This window comes from Lysobacter sp. Root690 (genome assembly GCF_001427785.1).
Taxonomy (GTDB): Bacteria; Pseudomonadota; Gammaproteobacteria; order Xanthomonadales; family Xanthomonadaceae; genus Lysobacter.
In genome coordinates this window covers 178,316-193,486 of sequence record NZ_LMHM01000002.1, presented here as the reverse complement: position 1 = coordinate 193,486, position 15,171 = coordinate 178,316, and the positions used below count along the sequence as shown (strand labels likewise).

The window sequence follows — 15,171 nt, the reverse complement described above, 5'->3', positions numbered from 1 at the left end:
GCGATCAACCGTTGCTTTCGGGCGCTGCGATGCGATAACCGATGCCGTGACGGGTCTGGATCAGCGGCGTGTCGAACGGCTTGTCGACCACCGCGCGCAGGCCGTGGATGTGCACGCGCAGGCTGTCGGAGTCGGGCAGTTCCTCGCCCCACACGCGAGTCTCCAGTTCCTGCCGCGTGACCACCGCCGGCGAGGCTTCCATCAGCGCCTGCAGGATCTTCAGCGCGGTCGGGTTGAGCTGCAGCAGCTTGCCCTGACGGCGCACTTCCAGGGTGTCGAGGTTGTATTCCAGATCGGCGGCGTTGAGCACGCGGGTCTGCACGCCGCGGCCGCGACGCGACAGCGCGTTGAGGCGGACTTCGACTTCCTGCAACGCGAACGGCTTGATCAGGTAATCGTCGGCGCCCGAATCGAAGCCGGCGAGTTTGTTGTCGAGGCTGTCGCGCGCGGTCAACATCAGCACCGGCGTCTGCTTGCGCGCTTCGTTGCGCAACTTGCGGCAGACCTCCAGGCCGTCGAGGCCCGGCAGGTTCAGATCGAGAACGATGGCGTCGAAGTCGTGCACGACCGCCAGGTGCAATCCGGTGATGCCGTCGGCGGCGAAATCCACCGTGTGGCCGCGGTCTTCAAGAAAGTCGCCGAGGTTGGCGGCGATGTCTTGGTTGTCTTCGATCACGAGTATGCGCATGTGCTCTTCCCAGTGGGTTGGCGTTCGACCGTGCGGCGACGCCCGGGGTTCCGTCATTCGGGCCGCTGCACGATGCGCAGCGGCGGCAAGCCGAGGATTCTGCCAGAGCGAATGTAAAGTGAACGGAAAGGTGAACGGGGCCGAGGGCTGCCGTTCAAGCGGCGGGGCGTCGGCATAGGCCGAAGGTCATGGGTCGCTGCGCCATCGCAACCCAATCGATTTGCCCCTGAAAACCGCGGCAAAAACAAAAAGCCCAGACGCGGGGCCACCGCGCCTGGGCCAAAAGGGTATTGCCCCGATTACCGTAACCTGCTTCGACCAGATCCCTATCCGTAACGTTCTGACGAGGAGCGCGACTTGGAGGAGCTGCAGTGCTGCGGTCCGGTAACGCTACGCGGATTTCGATTAAACCGCCGTTAAAAGCGCTGTTAAATAAAAGTTATTCGCAACCCGAAGTTGCGCTCCCGGCGGCCCGCGCCTTCCGGGCCGGGGACCTGCCGTTCGGCGGGTCGCCGGCAGATGACCTGCCAGGCTTGCCATTCCACAGGATCGGGCAAGCCCGGCCGCCCCGGCGAGCCCCGTTCAGCGTTTTCCGCCGGCACGTCGGGGGGTCTTGAGCTGGATCCGGCCGGCCACGTACTGGATGATTTCGCTGGCCACGTCGACCCCGCTGGCCTCCTCGATGCCCTCCAGGCCCGGCGAGGCGTTGACCTCCAGGACCAGCGGACCGCGGTCGGACCGGATCAAGTCGACGCCGGCCACGCCCAGGCCCAGGACCTGGGCCGCGCGCACCGCGACCTCCTGCTCGGCCGCGCTGGCGCGCACGCCCTTGGCGGTGCCGCCGCGGTGCAGGTTGGAGCGGAAGTCCCCCTTGGGGGCTTGCCGCTTCATCGCCGCGACCACCTTGCCGCCGACCACGAAACAGCGCAGATCCGCGCCCTTGGCTTCGGCGACGAACTCCTGCACCAGGAAATTCGCGTACAGGCCGCGCAGCGCCTCGATCACGCCCTTGGACGCCGACAGCTTCTCGGTCAGCATCACCCCGGCGCCCTGGGTGCCCTCGTTGAGCTTGATCACGTGCGGCGGCGGGCCGAGCATCGACAGTAGGTCGGCGGTGTCGTCGGGGTTGTCGCCGAACACCGTCGCCGGCAGGCCGATGCGCTGCGCCGCCAGCAGCTGATGGCTGCGCAGCTTGTCGCGCGCGCGCAGGATCGCGTCGGAGGTGTTGGGCGTGTAGGTCTCCATCAGCTCGAACTGACGCAGCACCGCCGAGCCGTAACGCGTGACCGAAGCGCCGATGCGCGGGATCACCGCGTGGTAACCGGCGATCTCGCGCCCCTTGTAATGCATCTGGAACCCGTCCGAGGCGATGCGCATGTAACAACGCAACGGATCGAGCACGCGCACGCTGTGGCCGTGCTCGCGCGCGGCCTCGACCAGACGGCGCGTCGAATAGAGCTTGGTGTTACGCGACAGGATCGCGAGCTTCATCGGCAGAATTCATGTGAATGAGGAAGGACGGCGCGCGTCGGGCGCGCGGCTCAGGTGCGGCTGACCCGGCGCCGCGCGCGCCCATGCAGGAACGAGCGCGAAGGGTCGACCGTGAACAGGTGCGTCACCGCGGTGCGGCCAAGCAACATCGGAAAGCGCATACCGCGACGATCCGACAGGTTTATTTCAATTTCGCGTTGCGTACCGGCCAGACTCAGCACGGTCTGGACGAAGACGCGGCTGGTGCGATGACCGCCGGAGTCGGTGACGAAGCGTTCGTCGAACACCGGCGCGGCCGCTTCGATCACGTCGGCGCCAACCACGCCCGGGCTGAGCCGGAACCCGACCCAGGGCTGGCCGCCGTCGACGTAACGCCACTGCGCATCGACATGCAAGGCCGAACTGCGCGCGCCGGTGTCGATCTTGGCGCGCACCGCGGCGATGCCCAACACGGGCAAGGCGGCGACCTCGCGCCAACCGAGGACGATCTTGGACGACATCGCACCTCCGCTGTGGCGATTGCAATCGGGTAGGGACGACCGCTTCGGCTTGGACCGCGACGACCCGAAGTCGTTCCGTTCCACTCGCGTCGCGGCGACAAAAAACGGCGACCTCGCGGCCGCCGTACGTATCGGACCGAAGCGGGCGCGGATCGTCCAGGCCCAAGGCTACGGTGCGATGCGCGGCGCCCACTCAGGACCGGGCGCGAAGCATAGCGCGCCGGCGATGCAGCGTCGATTGCGATCGCGGCGGTCGTGAGCGTGCGATTGTGCATGGTGACGATGCAATGATTTTTTTACATCGCCCGGCACCGATCCACTGAACCCTTCAGGGTCGGCAATAGCGCCGTTCGTACTCCAGTTCGCGCTGCAAATCCGCCGAATCGCCCTGCGATGCGAGCCCGTCGATGTTGGCGCGGGTGCGCTTGCACGGGTCTTCGCCGCGCCCGCCGAACATCTGCCCGAAGCGCTCCACCGCGGTGGCGAGGGAACGTGGCTGCTGCATTTTGAAACGCTGCGTTGCGTGTCCCGGCAGGGTCGGCGCGCGTCGCTCGAGCAGATCGGCCGCGGGCGCGTCCCAGGGCGCGCGCGTGGCGCGCGCGGGATCGGTCACGCGTGGATCGATCTGCACGGCAGTCAGGCCGCTGGGCGGATCTTGCGGCGCGGGATCGACCGGCGGCAACGACGCAGCGATCGTATCGACGCGTTCGCGCTGTGGCGGTTTGCGTTGCGCTGAGGCAACGCGATCGCGTCGTTCGGGCGGTTGCGCCGGCTGCGGAAGCTGCGACGTTCGCGCGGGCGGACGCGACGGCGCGGCGATGAAGATCAGCGCCAATACCGAATCGTCCTCGACCGCATCGGCCGGCATGCGCCATTGCATGGCGACCCAGATGAAGCCGGCATGGACCAGGGCGACCACGCCCCACGCACACGCGCGTTCGGTGCGCGCGACGTCGCGCTTACTCGCGGTCATGTCGCCATGCGCGCTTGGTCGACACCTGATCGCGCGCAAGCGCATCGCATCCCTGCCCCATCGTCCGCATCCGTTCGTCTGTCGACCGCGTCGGAGTGTGCCAACAACCACGTCGGTTGCGCAGCCTGTCAACTTTCGCAGTTGCTTGCGGTTAAAGCGGCGACGATCGCGCTAACGAATTGTTAGCAACGCGCGCAGCGCAGGCGTGCAAGCGGCGACGGTGCGGGCCGCGGAACGTCGCGACGCTGTTTCGTTGGAACCGCCGATTCGCCCTGCGCCGCAGCCGCCATCCAGACAGACGCCGCCCACATCGACCCGCTCATCCGAATCCAGCAAGCGCGATCAACGAAACCCCATCGGGCTGGCACTCGGACCATGGAGCCCTCACGCCGCACCGCATCCGGCAACCGCCGCCTGTTTCGCGCAACCCCCCGATATCGGCGTTTCCGTCGCGCACCACGTCAGTGTCCCTCCCCTTGACCCGCTCGGTGTTGACTGGCCGCGGCCACCCTTCCGACCTTTCTCCGACAGACCTTGCTCGACCATTTTCCCAAGAATCTGCTTTGCGTCGCGCGCGGCCGGCGCCCGCGACCCGGAGCAGAGCTACGGGAGTCGCGATGCTTGTGCGTGTGATCAAGGACTGCCTGGCGCGGGTGGTTCCCTTTCTGTGCTGCTTCGGCATCGGCCTGGCGGTGCTCTCGCTGTCCCGCCTCGGACTCGCGCTGTGGCAAGCCGACGCCGTCAACGACGCCGACGCCTGGTCGCGCGTCCTGTTGCAAGGCATCCGCGTCGACATCGCGGCATTGTGCATGTTGCTCGGCATCGCCACCGCGCTGTACCTGCTGCTGCCGGCGCGGGTCGCGCGCCACGCGCTGGTGCGGGTCGTCATGGTGACGTGGCTTGCGCTGTCGCTGACCGTGCTGGTCGCGTTGGAACTGGCCACGCCGACCTTCATGCAGGAATACGGCTTACGGCCCAACCGCATGTTCCTGGAATACCTCATCTATCCGCGCGAGGTCGCCTCGACCCTGGCCAAGGGCCACCTCGTCAGCGCCGCGTTGGCGTTGCTGCTGAGCGCGATCGCCGGCTGGCTCGTCTGGCGCTTCGCCAACCGCCAGTTGCGCGTGAGCGCGCAGTCGAACGCTCACTGGAGCGCGCGCCTGCCGTTCGCCGTGGTGCTGATCTTGCTGGCGGCGCTCGGCATCCGCTCGACCCTCGGTCATCGTCCGATGAACCCGGCGATGATGGCTTTTTCCAGCAACGCAACGGTCAATACCTTGCCGTTGAACTCGTTCTATTCGCTGGCATACGCGGCGCGCGACTGGCTTCGCCACGATCCGGGCGCGCGAATCTACGGCGGCGCGGCCGATGCCGAGGTCGTCAAGGCCGTCACCGACGGCATGCAGCTTCCGCATGACGCCTTCGTCGACCCCAAGCTGCCGACCCTCGCCCGCCGCCCGCCCACTTACACAGGCAAGCCGCGAAATCTGGTGATCGTGCTCGAAGAAAGCCTGGGTGCGCAGTTCGTCGGCAACCTGGGCGGACGGCCGTTGACGCCGAACATCGATCGGTTGTCCACGCAAGGCTGGGCGTTTGAGCGCCTGTATGCGACAGGCACGCGCTCGGTCCGCGGCATCGAAGCGGTGCTGACCGGTTTCACACCGACGCCGTCGCAGGCGGTGGTCAAGCAACCACTCAGCCAGCAGAATTTCTTCACCCTGGCCGAAGTTCTAGGCCGTCGCGGTTACGACACCACTTTCTACTACGGCGGCGAAAGCCACTTCGACAATATGCGCGGGTTCTTCCTGTCGAACGGGTTTAAGCGGGTGATCGAGCAGAAGGACTATCCGCACCCCGCGTTCACCGGTTCCTGGGGCGTGTCCGACGAAGACCTGTTCGATCGCGCGCACCAGGAATTCGCGCGCATGCATCAGGCGGGCAAGCCCTTCTTCGGATTCGTGTTCAGCTCGAGCAACCACGACCCGTTCGAATTCCCCAGCAACCGCATCGAGCTCTACGAACAGCCGCAGGCCACGCGCAACAACGCGGCCAAGTACGCCGATTACGCGGTGGGCGGATTTTTCCGCAAGGCGATGGCGTCCGAGTATTGGAACGACACTATTTTCCTGATCGTCGCCGATCACGATTCAAGAGCATTCGGACGCGACCTGGTGCCGATCGACAATTTCCACATCCCCGGCGTGATCCTCGGCGGCGCGGTCGCGCCGGCGCGCGACAAGCGCATCGTCAGCCAGATCGATCTGCCGCCGACCTTGCTGTCGCTGATCGGAATCGATACGCCCACGCCGATGAGCGGTCACGACCTCAACCAACGCGATCGATTCCAGCCCGGCCGCGCGATGATGCAATACGACAAGAACTTCGCCTGGATGTCGGGCAAGGACGTCATCGTGCTGCAGCCCGGCCAACCGCCCAGGCAATTTACCTATACCCCCGGCGAGCGCATGACGCCCGCGGCGTCGATCGACCCGGCGCTGGCGAAGACGGCGCATCTGCAGGCCTTGTGGGGGACTGTGGCCTACGAACGTGGATGGCATCGCTTGCCTGCTAAGGCCGAGTAGTCGCGATCTGTAAGAGTCGATCGGGTACATGCCGTCAATTGTGGCGTGCGGATCGCACGACCGTCTTGGCACGGCGTGAGCGAAAACGTAGCGCGCTGGTGCAGGCGCGTTGAAGCGGCGCAAACGCGGCATCCATCAAATGGTGCGGCGAAGGAAAGCATCGCCGCCCCCCTGATCGCACGCATCGAAATCCCGGAAACAACGACGGCCCGATCCATGGGATCGAGCCGTCGTGGCGTGCCGCGTCATTGACTCAATGTCGATGCCTGGCGAATCTGGAGCGGGTGATGGGAATCGAACTGCATCGAACCCACCCGTTTCCAAGCCGTTCAACCACTTGCTCCTACCTCAATCAGGAACCGGTGATACCCAACGCGATACCAAGACAGGACTGCAACGCTACCGCGTCCCGCCTCCGTGCAGCAACCGCTCTCCGCTCCGTGCAATGCGTCCAAGGTCTGGGTCGTCTTCAGCCCTACAGGGTCATGAAATCGAACCGCAGTTTGCGTTCGCCACGAATCTCGCTTTGATGAAATCTCCACCCAGCGGGAGATGCTCATGCAAGACCTAGCCCAACGCGTATCCATCGCAACCCAGGTCCTGTGCACGCTGATCGGCCATGACCGATGCCGTTCCATGAACCGAGGACGCCTGATCGACATCAACCATGCGTTTAAGGTCGCCGACGCGGTGCTGCTCGTCTCCACCCGCATGCCACCGACCTACGATTACGACCCACCGTCCAACACCGGTACCCGGCCGGAGCCGGATTGCCCCAAACCGTCCGCCTCTGAAAAGTCACCCGCTCCCTCGGAAGCCTCCAGCCCACCGGAGCCCCCACCTGATCGCCGGGGCCCGCGGCGGTTTTCGCGGTGATCGGAAAGCTCGTCTGCCCAACCCAGCACCGGACCGGCTGATCCGTGCGTTAGGGCACCGGCCGCCTGGCCCCTCGCCAAGGCCCTCTTGAGGCTTGCTCGACTGCGACCGTGACCGTTTAGGCGCCCCCTCCCGTGCGCACCACGGGAGGGGCTTCGCCTGGCCGATCGCGGCGCGGCTTTGCGTAGGAACAACGAGACACAGGGGAGTTTTTGATGAAGATCCAGGGAATGTTGGTGGTGACCATGATCCTGGCCGCCACCAGCGGCTGCGTAACGACGAAGGAGTGGTCAGCCACCGGCGGCAGCAGGGCTGATGGCGTGGTGCGCTTGTCCTACGAGGTCGGCGCGATGGAGCAAGCACAACTCAGCGAAAGCCAAGCCATCGCCATGGCGACCCGCCGCTGCGCGACCTGGGGCTACACCGGCGCCGAAGCGTTCGGCGGGACAACCCGCCAGTGCAACCAGCCCGGCGGGTTCGGCGGCTGCGCGACCTGGGTGGTCACCAAGGAATTCCAGTGCACCGGCACGGGCGCTCCTCAGGCCGCAGGCGGCAACACGGTGATCGTTTCGCCCGTCGTTACTGCCAGCGCAGGGCCTTCCGCAGCACCGGCTCAGCCGGCTGCGTCAGAACCCGGGTACGAGGCGGCGTTGCGCCACGCGGCCACCCGCGGTTGCAGCGCAGCGGGCATTTCCCACGTGAGCGGCAACGTGTTTCGCGCCAACTGCCCGGCCACCGGACGTTCGCTGATCCTGCAGTGCCAGGGAGCGACCTGCAAAGAAGTGGATTGAGCCCACTGACGCTCTGGGCAGGCGGAACCAGCGACGATGGTGGCGGCCCTATCGGGCGCCACCACGGAACGGAGCGGTTCCGCCACGCTCACATCGCCCGACCAAAGGGCCGGCAGGCGCGCGGCCTTGGAAGCCCCTTGCGCGGCCCTTCTCGCGGAGGACGTCCCGCCTGCGCGGGGCGCCCGTCCTTCCAGCCTCAGCGCGGTGGCCGCGGACGCTTCGGCGTCAGCGTCGAAATCGTAGCCGGGCCTTGGCGGGGAGCGCTGCCGCTGTCCCCGCCACCGACCACGAGCACCGGGGACGGAATGGCCATCCCGAGGGCGGCGGCGTTCGCCGCGCGTTGGTCCACGGCGTCCTGGGGAGCGGGGTAGCGCTTCATCAACATCCGGCTCCAGGCCTCCAACTCCTGGGCGCTGGTACTCGCCAGTTCCTCGCACTCCTCCAAGGTGTCGGCCGCTGCCTCTTGGCTTGCCACGAAGTAGGCCTTGCGCTTGACCTTGAGCTCGAACGCCCGCGCACGGCGACGTCGGCGCCACTCGCGCTTGGCCCAAGGCCCCGATCGCGGGCGTTCCTTGCCCATCTGCTCAAGCGCGGTTTCCGCCTGATCGACAGCAGCGATCGCCTCGGTCAAGACGAGTTGCCGCCGCTCTCCCTCCGCGGAGTCCTTCTTGAGCTGGCGTAGCCGCCAAACCAGGTTCTTCAGGTGCAAAAGAAACTGGGGTCGCTCGTGGTACGCCCGCAGGCGCTCCGTGCTGTGCTTCAGGAAACGCCCGGTCATGACGAGGATCTTGTCGAACCAAGCGCGAAACGGCTCGTTCCACAGCTTCTCGGCCTCCACGAGCAACGCGGCGGCCTCCGCGTGTGGGCTCCCTGCGCCGGGGTCGGGCGCGAGAAGGGCGAGCCGCACCCGGTCCTCGTCGTCCAGGTGCGCCACGATGCCGCCCGAGGAGGAGGCCAAGAGCCGGTTGGGCAAGGTCGCGTCCGTGCCGCGGCTGGCCCTGCGCCAATCCATCAGCCGAACCAACGCTTCTTGCTGGTTGTTGCGGCGGATGGCTTTGTTCTCCTCCACCGCCTCGACCTCGAAGCCCATTCGATACAGCGCCATGGCCTCTTTGCCAATGTGCCTGGTCGGCTCCCGGGTCAGCTCGATGGCCTTCCCCGAGTCCCCGTTCCCCCAAGCTTCCTCCGCCTGCGCCGACAAGGTGCGGTGGTCGACGCGGGCGTCCACCCTCGCCATCGTCAGGTGGCGATTGATCACATCGCACACCATCGCGCGCACCCACATCACCTGCTCCGTACAGCCAGGCCTGGCGTCCAACTCACGGGTTTTCTCAGTGAGCCCGTCGGGCCCCATGCGACGCGTCGTAGCCAGAATGTGGACGTGGTGGTTCAGCCCGCCCGGCGCGGTCGGGGTGTGGATGCAGGCCTGAGCTGCGAACCCGTACCGTGTCACCAGGCGCTCGGTGAGTTCCCTCACCAGTGCCGAACGCTGCAACTCGTTCAACTCGTGCGGCAGCGCAACTTCGAACTCTCGGGCGACGGCGGCGTCCTTGCGCCGTTCTGCCGCCTCCGCGGCGTTCCAAAGCTGTTGCGGGATTCTTCCCCACAGCGCAGCCCCCTCAGGCAACACGAACTGGGTCTCGACGACACCGCTGCGCACACGGTAGTCGTGCTTGATACCGGTCTTGTCATCGAAGAGCAGCAACGCGGCTCGGTACGCGGCAGCCGCCACTGAGGAGTTGCCCTTTGATCGGCTCAACGTTTTCACTTGCATGTGATAAATGGCCATACGCTCTCCTGGTTGGGCGTCTACGGTGTGGAGAGGAGCTGCGCATTGGCAAACGCTGGTTTTTAGAGTGGATTCAGCCTCGAGGGCGGTGGTGGCACGCCGTTGGGGTCAAGGGGCAGAGCCCTTGCGCACGCGTTGCCAACGGCAATGCATAAGTGCGCTCTTCGCTCCGCCTTACCGCCCACGCTTTAGCGCTCGGCGCTTTTCTGTGCCGGGTTTGCCGTTTCTTTTTCACACTTCCAGCAGCGGCCGGCGTTTCGGGAACTGCACTTCGCGGCACGTGCTTGACACTACGACCGCCTCTGCTTGAATCGAAGCATCGAATGCGAGGGTCCAAGCATGGGGATGAAAGATCGGCTGCATGAGCAAATCAGCAACGCGACCTCGCGGCTCGCGAAGCTACAGGCGCGCCAGTTGCTAGCGTCGCAGCGGCAAGCAGAAAAAGACCGAGCCGCCCGCCGCCGGCAGGATCGACTGCGGCGAGAGCGCTTGGCGGAGTTGGTGATCGCAGCGGGCTGCGATCACCTTGCCGACACTGAAATCGTGGGCGTGCTGGTTCATTACCGCCAAGAAGCCACCGAAAGCCAGAGAACGGAGGTCGAGGCACTGGGCAATGCTGCCTTAGGAGAAGAGGCGATCTCCGACACGTAACGACCATGTCGCAACCCTGTCCAGTTCGAGTGTAGCGAGAACCATCGACGCGCAGGATGCGGCTAAAGCTTGGAATTGATCCAATCCCAAACGTCGCGATTGAGCCAGCCGCTGTTCGTCCCAGCCGTAACCTGAGAAATGAAGATTCTGTCGTTGTCGTCCATTTTTGTTCGCAAGTCATTAGAGATTTGTGCGGCACTCCAGGTCGTCGAGACCCATCTCACCGTTTCCAAGGCAGGATCGCCCACGTTTTCGTACCTGTTCAGATTTTCGATGAACTCCTTTCGAGCTTGCGCGTAGTTGGAGCGCTCCTTGTTCAAGTTCCACGTCACGACGTAAACAGCCATGCCACTTCTCTCCCCTGTAGGAGCACGCGTCATTGCGTGCTCAAGCTTTCGACTTATTGGCGTTTAGCGAAGCACGCGCTCCTCTCTCCAGCGTTCACGCCGCAAGGTGCAGGTGCGTGATAAATCCTGGCATAGGCGCTTCGCGGTGAAGCCAACCACCACAGCGCTCCCCACGATGTCGGTAACGTAACGGAGTACAGAAAATGGCCAAGGAAACCAGTGGCGGTGGCGGCGGTGGAAAATCCGGTGGCAGTGGTGGTCGCGGCCCCACCGGCGGTGGCGGAAGCACCTCGGGCAGCGGCGGCCGGGGTCAAGGAAACGGCGGCGGCTGGCCCAGCATGACCGGCAATCCCTCAGGCGGCGGCCGCAGCAACGGGCCGCACCCCCGGCAAGTAAGCGTCAGCACGACCAGACGCTGGCCAGGAAGCCGTCGCCCCGCGCCTACAAGAACGCTACTTGGCAATTTCGAGCCAAACTTCAGGCCGAGCGACTGACGGCAACGGGGGGAGGTGCTGTCACGCCAAGGCCCTGGAAACCACGCTTCTGCGCCATGGAAAACCCCGAGGCGTGGTCCACGGGGTGCCCACCGCTCATTCCACGAAGCGATCAAATGACCTTGTTGCCCGTCCCCTGATCGTCCAACTGCGGCTCGTTGTCGGTGTTGACCGAATTGCCCTGGCCCTTGAACGTTACTTGGCGGTAGTTGCGTCCCAGCAGCGTGTTTTGATCGCCGGCGATGGTGGCGTGCCCCACCTCGGTCATGTTGAAGGTGTTGTCCGAGCCCACCGCCACCAACGTTTCGACTTTTTCGTTGAGAACGGTGACCTGCGTACCTTCGACGCGGATCGACTTGGCGCGATCCACGTTCACCGAACCGTTCGAACCGGTGATGATCACATCCCCGCACTCGCCGTCGAGCACGGTCGAGAACTCGTTCTTGGTGATCCTCACGTTCGACCCTTGGCTGCAGGTGGCGCCGCTGGCGGGGTCCACGAGTTCGTTGGACATCGCGCTGCCGATTCCACCGCCCGTGCCGTCGGTGCAAGCAACCGCGGCGAAGCACAAGGCCGACACGGCGAGCAGCCTCGTGTAACACCGCAGGTGATCGGTGCTCGCGCCGTTGCGTTGTTGGATTTCAACCGTCATCGAAGCGTCCTTGTTTGGAAACGGGCGGATCACTGGCCGGCCGCCTTTTTCGCAGGCCTCGCAGCCTTCTTGGCCGCCTTCTTTCCAATCTTCTTGGCAGCGCCGCGCGAGGCTTTCGTCGACGCGGCGCTGGCGGGAGCCTTGACGGAGGTGCCATCAATGGCGGGGAAACGCCCACCTTCGTTGGTCTTGCGCCAGGCCTTGCCCTCGGCACCCTTCTCCCACGCCGCGAAGGCGATTGGGGTTCGGCCGCGCCCGGTCCAGGTTTCGCCAGTGGGTAGGCGGTACTTGGGCGCCACCTTGCCGATCTTTCGAGCACGGGAGGCACGCGCCGGCGCCTTGGCCGTTTCGGCGCCCAACTCGCTTCCGGAGATTTTCGCCAGCTTGCGGCGCTGCGCCGGCGTCAGCACCTTGGCGTATCGCTGAAGAACTTCGATTGCTTTGGGAACCTCGGAGTCGCGTTTCTCGACCAGCTTCTTCTGGGCTTCCAACTGCTTGATCTCGGCGTCAATCGACTGAAGTGTGGTCAGGGCCAATGGGGTCGTCCTATCGAGGAGAAGCCCCGGTTATAGCATCGATCGCGATTTCGCCAAGTCATTCCCGAACGCCCCCCGCCATTCGAATGACCACGAAAATCTACCGGCGGCCTCGCCCTCCCTTGTGAACTCGGAGGTCAGCGACAGGCACCGCGTGGGCGCCGTGTGGGCGCCGTGTGGGCGCGGCAGCCAGACAGTGGCCCCGCTCAGGGAGCGGAGCGTCGTCGTTCGCGGACGGCACCGAAGCCGCCGCGGCTACGCTGGCGGCGATCGACCTGCCGCACTGGTCTACATGGGCTCGGCGCGAAAGTCGCTCACCAGCCATCCGTGGGCGTCGCTGAGGGCGTCGGCAATGTCGTCGGAGCTATCACACCGAACCACCGTTTCGTGCGGCAGATCCGGCGTTTCGTCATCGGTGTCCCAGACGATCTCCGACACGAAGAAGGACTTTTCGGCGGCGCGCGGCGGCTCCTCGCAATGACCGGCCTGAACCGCGGCCAGCAGCTGGTGGAGGTTCAGCCGATCGTCCGTGTAGTGGACCTCCCACGCCTCGGTGTTCTCGAAGACCCTGTTAGCGTCCTCGTACTCGTCCATGTCGATGGCGTAGGTGTCGCCCTCCTCTTCATCGCAGACCCCGACGTCGTCGAGCGTCAACGCGCCGATGCGCCAAGGTGCAGCATCGAGCTTGGCGAACTCCAGCTCGTTGAACGCGGCCAACGCTTCTTCGTGCGACTTGGCCTTGAACGAGAAGGTCTTGGTGGCCAGGAAGTTGCCCTGCAAGGTGAACGTAAAGGTACCCATGGTCGTCTCCCGGATCAGTACAGGCGATAGCCCAAGTGGTAGTTCGGCCAGGGCATTTCCCTGGGCTTTTTCTTCTTCTTGCAGTCGTGGACCTCGACGAAGTGTTCGAAGCACACGACGTCCACGCCCCAGTCGATCGCGTTGACCTGCTCTTGCGTGATCGCCGCGAACTGTTCGGTCGCCGCGTCCAGGTCTTCGGCTTCGATGACGAGGGTGGCCTCGCCCTGTGCGGTTCCAGTGATCACCACGTTAAAACGACGCTTGCGCATCTACGCCCTCCAGGCACCGCCGTGGTCCGGCTCAGGCTGAGCCACGCTGACCGTGCGATGCAGGGGGCGAACGATAGGCGGGGCCGCTTCGAGCACGGCGCAAAGTGGGTGCATGCACCCAGCACGATTCAGGGCCCGTGCGACCCTCTTACAGACGGGGACGCCTTGGCTTGGCGGCCGCCTGCTCGCCATCAGGGCGCTCCTCGCCAGCGGTTCTCTGCCAGGACACGTCCAGTTTGGCGGCCCTCAACTCGGCCAACACCTGCGACACATCCGCTTCGGCCGCGGTCAGCCATTCGGTGTATGTCTGCGCCCAGACCTCCCGCACGGCGGAGTCCTCCCACGGCAGCCGCAGGGCTTCGGGAAGGGTCATCACCATGAACCCCATCGCTTGTCCGCCAAGGCTCTTGAGCAGGCCCCCAAAATCCTCGGCGTCGCGCACGCCGAGGATGAGGAACTTGCCGTCGCCCTCGTCTTTGTATTTGAACGCCGCTCTTGGCACTACTGAGGGGTGGACCCGCACCCGCGGCACGCCATCGCCCCCTACCCTGGCGTCCAGGTCCACGCGCTCATCGATGGGCTCAAGGTGGCCGGCAGCCACCAAGCCCTCGTGCCAATCGACCAGGTGAACCATGGAGGCTCGCGAGACGGTGTTGGGCTTGCGGGTGGTGTTCGACGCGGGCTTCGAGCCCGATCGCGGTTTCGGGGCGGGTCGGGTGAACAGCGGCGGGTCCAGAGGATGCTTGGCCACGAGACGCCGCAGGCGGTTCGGCTGCATGCCCAAGGCCCCCGCCGCCTCGTTGAGCGTCAGGGTCCATGACAGATCTTTGCGCTTGCGCAGGACTGCAGCCTGGCGGGTGACCTCGGCGATCAGCTGACGCCAAGGCACCCCCTCCCTGGGCGGCACTTTTCCTAACAACTTCTTGGCCGCCCGGAGGGCGGCTTGCGTCTTCGTGGCGGCCATCGACAACTCCCTGAGCGGTACGCCGGTCGGCTTTCCTGCTCCGACCCGAATGCCGCCGATCCTGCCCCAGGCGTCCTCGCTGCAAAAGACGAACCGGTCGCACGACGCACCGGCGCCTCTGGATCTGTGATGGGTTCCCAATCCAACCACGTCACCGGCCCAGCCAAACGAACTGGACACCGCCGCCAGCCATTTGGACACTCGGCACAGCACAGATGCCCGCTTTCGACCCAAAGCAGACCTCACTTGGCCCATTTCGGNAACGCCCCGGCGCAATGGCGAAGTCAAGTCATTCTTTGCAGTTGACGCAGGCGCCAATAAAGAAGGATTGCACCGGGCGTTGCGCGCATTCCCTTGCAGACCTCCCCTATCTGCAACTACAGTCGGGCGGCAATAAGATAATTGGCCAGTTCAAGGGAGAAAAGCATGGCATTGACAAAAGATCAGACCGCTATCATCGACAAGATGATCGGTCAGAACAAGAAGGGCCCCGACATCGTCCAGATAATGATCAAGGATCACGGCGCCCAGATTCGGGATGTGACCGAGTACCTGAAGGAGAATAAGACGCTGCAGGCTATGCTCAAGTCGGCAAGCCATCAAGTCAAGAAGCTCGCAGCTGCTGGTGACGAGGCTACGCGCACCACAATCGCCGCAGACCTCCAAAAAATCATTAAGAATTCGATTAAAGTCGCTCGCTCGAATAACAGCGGAGATTGACGAGACGCGCCAAAGCCGCGTTTATCCCGCAATCGACGTCCAGCGTT

General features: G+C 64.8%; 15 protein-coding genes. 5 read left to right on the top strand and 10 right to left on the bottom strand.

Going from position 1 to position 15,171, the window contains the following annotated elements; genetic code table 11:
• Positions 1-4: 4 nt before the first annotated feature.
• The 4 genes from ASD86_RS04735 to ASD86_RS04720 form a co-directional block, all read right to left on the bottom strand.
• A complete protein-coding gene (locus tag ASD86_RS04735) occupies positions 5-688 on the bottom strand; it encodes a response regulator transcription factor (RefSeq protein WP_036106879.1) in 684 nt (227 codons plus the stop codon).
• Positions 689-1,270: 582 nt separating this feature from the next.
• Positions 1,271-2,179 (bottom strand): 30S ribosomal protein S6--L-glutamate ligase, encoded by a 909-nt coding sequence (rimK, locus tag ASD86_RS04730; RefSeq protein WP_056107540.1) that lies wholly within the window; start codon positions 2,177-2,179, stop codon positions 1,271-1,273.
• A 50-nt stretch (positions 2,180-2,229) separates the two neighbouring features.
• On the bottom strand, positions 2,230-2,679 hold the full coding sequence (locus ASD86_RS04725; RefSeq protein WP_056107537.1) for a RimK/LysX family protein: 450 nt from the start codon (positions 2,677-2,679) through the stop codon (positions 2,230-2,232).
• Positions 2,680-3,007: 328 nt separating this feature from the next.
• The gene (locus ASD86_RS04720; RefSeq protein ID WP_056107535.1) at positions 3,008-3,652 is read right to left on the bottom strand and encodes a hypothetical protein; all 645 of its coding nucleotides are present in this window, start codon (positions 3,650-3,652) and stop codon (positions 3,008-3,010) included.
• Positions 3,653-4,269: 617 nt separating this feature from the next.
• Here ASD86_RS04720 and ASD86_RS04715 point away from each other — a divergent pair.
• From ASD86_RS04715 to yecR, 3 genes are all read left to right on the top strand, one after another.
• Complete coding sequence (locus ASD86_RS04715; RefSeq protein ID WP_082578071.1) at positions 4,270-6,234, top strand: LTA synthase family protein; 1,965 nt, start codon at positions 4,270-4,272, stop codon at positions 6,232-6,234.
• A gap of 558 nt (positions 6,235-6,792) precedes the next feature.
• Positions 6,793-7,110, top strand: a complete 318-nt coding sequence (locus tag ASD86_RS26410; RefSeq protein WP_157476159.1) for a hypothetical protein — start codon at positions 6,793-6,795, stop codon at positions 7,108-7,110.
• A gap of 215 nt (positions 7,111-7,325) precedes the next feature.
• Positions 7,326-7,901, top strand: a complete 576-nt coding sequence (yecR, locus tag ASD86_RS25765) for a YecR family lipoprotein (protein WP_157476157.1) — start codon at positions 7,326-7,328, stop codon at positions 7,899-7,901.
• A gap of 196 nt (positions 7,902-8,097) precedes the next feature.
• On the opposite strand, the gene ASD86_RS04705 is transcribed toward yecR, so the two are convergent.
• Positions 8,098-9,690 carry a MobA/MobL family protein gene (locus tag ASD86_RS04705; RefSeq protein ID WP_056107530.1) on the bottom strand — a complete coding sequence of 531 codons (1,593 nt, stop codon included), beginning with the start codon at positions 9,688-9,690 and terminating at the stop codon, positions 8,098-8,100.
• 339 nt (positions 9,691-10,029) lie between these two features.
• Between ASD86_RS04705 and traD the strand changes: the two genes are divergently transcribed.
• On the top strand, positions 10,030-10,341 hold the full coding sequence (gene traD / locus ASD86_RS04700) for a conjugal transfer protein TraD (protein ID WP_157476155.1): 312 nt from the start codon (positions 10,030-10,032) through the stop codon (positions 10,339-10,341).
• A gap of 62 nt (positions 10,342-10,403) precedes the next feature.
• Here traD and ASD86_RS04695 read toward each other — a convergent pair whose 3' ends face one another.
• From ASD86_RS04695 to ASD86_RS04675, 5 genes are all read right to left on the bottom strand, one after another.
• Positions 10,404-10,688 carry a hypothetical protein gene (locus ASD86_RS04695; RefSeq protein ID WP_056107527.1) on the bottom strand — a complete coding sequence of 95 codons (285 nt, stop codon included), beginning with the start codon at positions 10,686-10,688 and terminating at the stop codon, positions 10,404-10,406.
• Between the two features lie 606 nt (positions 10,689-11,294).
• A complete protein-coding gene (locus ASD86_RS04690) occupies positions 11,295-11,867 on the bottom strand; it encodes a DUF3060 domain-containing protein (RefSeq protein ID WP_157476153.1) in 573 nt (190 codons plus the stop codon).
• Entirely contained in the window at positions 11,864-12,370 is a 507-nt protein-coding gene (locus ASD86_RS04685; protein WP_056107521.1) for an H-NS histone family protein, read from the bottom strand. The genes ASD86_RS04690 and ASD86_RS04685 overlap by 4 nt, the downstream gene beginning before the upstream one ends.
• Positions 12,371-12,658: 288 nt before the next feature.
• Positions 12,659-13,171: a hypothetical protein gene (locus tag ASD86_RS26405; RefSeq protein ID WP_157476151.1), complete on the bottom strand. Its 513-nt coding sequence runs from the start codon at positions 13,169-13,171 to the stop codon at positions 12,659-12,661.
• Between the two features lie 14 nt (positions 13,172-13,185).
• The gene (locus tag ASD86_RS04675; protein WP_056107519.1) at positions 13,186-13,440 is read right to left on the bottom strand and encodes a hypothetical protein; all 255 of its coding nucleotides are present in this window, start codon (positions 13,438-13,440) and stop codon (positions 13,186-13,188) included.
• A gap of 1,390 nt (positions 13,441-14,830) precedes the next feature.
• On the opposite strand from ASD86_RS04675, the gene ASD86_RS04665 reads away from it, so the two are divergent.
• Positions 14,831-15,124, top strand: coding sequence for a hypothetical protein (locus ASD86_RS04665; RefSeq protein ID WP_056107515.1), 294 nt, complete (start codon positions 14,831-14,833; stop codon positions 15,122-15,124).
• Positions 15,125-15,171: the final 47 nt, after the last annotated feature.

Coding starts and splice junctions, on each gene's coding strand:
- ASD86_RS04735 (WP_036106879.1), bottom strand. CDS start 688: ATGCGCATACTCGTGATCGAAGACAACCAAGACATCGCCGCCAACCTC.
- rimK (WP_056107540.1), bottom strand. CDS start 2,179: ATGAAGCTCGCGATCCTGTCGCGTAACACCAAGCTCTATTCGACGCGC.
- ASD86_RS04725 (WP_056107537.1), bottom strand. CDS start 2,679: ATGTCGTCCAAGATCGTCCTCGGTTGGCGCGAGGTCGCCGCCTTGCCC.
- ASD86_RS04720 (WP_056107535.1), bottom strand. CDS start 3,652: ATGACCGCGAGTAAGCGCGACGTCGCGCGCACCGAACGCGCGTGTGCG.
- ASD86_RS04715 (WP_082578071.1), top strand. CDS start 4,270: ATGCTTGTGCGTGTGATCAAGGACTGCCTGGCGCGGGTGGTTCCCTTT.
- ASD86_RS26410 (WP_157476159.1), top strand. CDS start 6,793: ATGCAAGACCTAGCCCAACGCGTATCCATCGCAACCCAGGTCCTGTGC.
- yecR (WP_157476157.1), top strand. CDS start 7,326: ATGAAGATCCAGGGAATGTTGGTGGTGACCATGATCCTGGCCGCCACC.
- ASD86_RS04705 (WP_056107530.1), bottom strand. CDS start 9,690: ATGGCCATTTATCACATGCAAGTGAAAACGTTGAGCCGATCAAAGGGC.
- traD (WP_157476155.1), top strand. CDS start 10,030: ATGGGGATGAAAGATCGGCTGCATGAGCAAATCAGCAACGCGACCTCG.
- ASD86_RS04695 (WP_056107527.1), bottom strand. CDS start 10,688: ATGGCTGTTTACGTCGTGACGTGGAACTTGAACAAGGAGCGCTCCAAC.
- ASD86_RS26405 (WP_157476151.1), bottom strand. CDS start 13,171: ATGGGTACCTTTACGTTCACCTTGCAGGGCAACTTCCTGGCCACCAAG.
- ASD86_RS04675 (WP_056107519.1), bottom strand. CDS start 13,440: ATGCGCAAGCGTCGTTTTAACGTGGTGATCACTGGAACCGCACAGGGC.
- ASD86_RS04665 (WP_056107515.1), top strand. CDS start 14,831: ATGGCATTGACAAAAGATCAGACCGCTATCATCGACAAGATGATCGGT.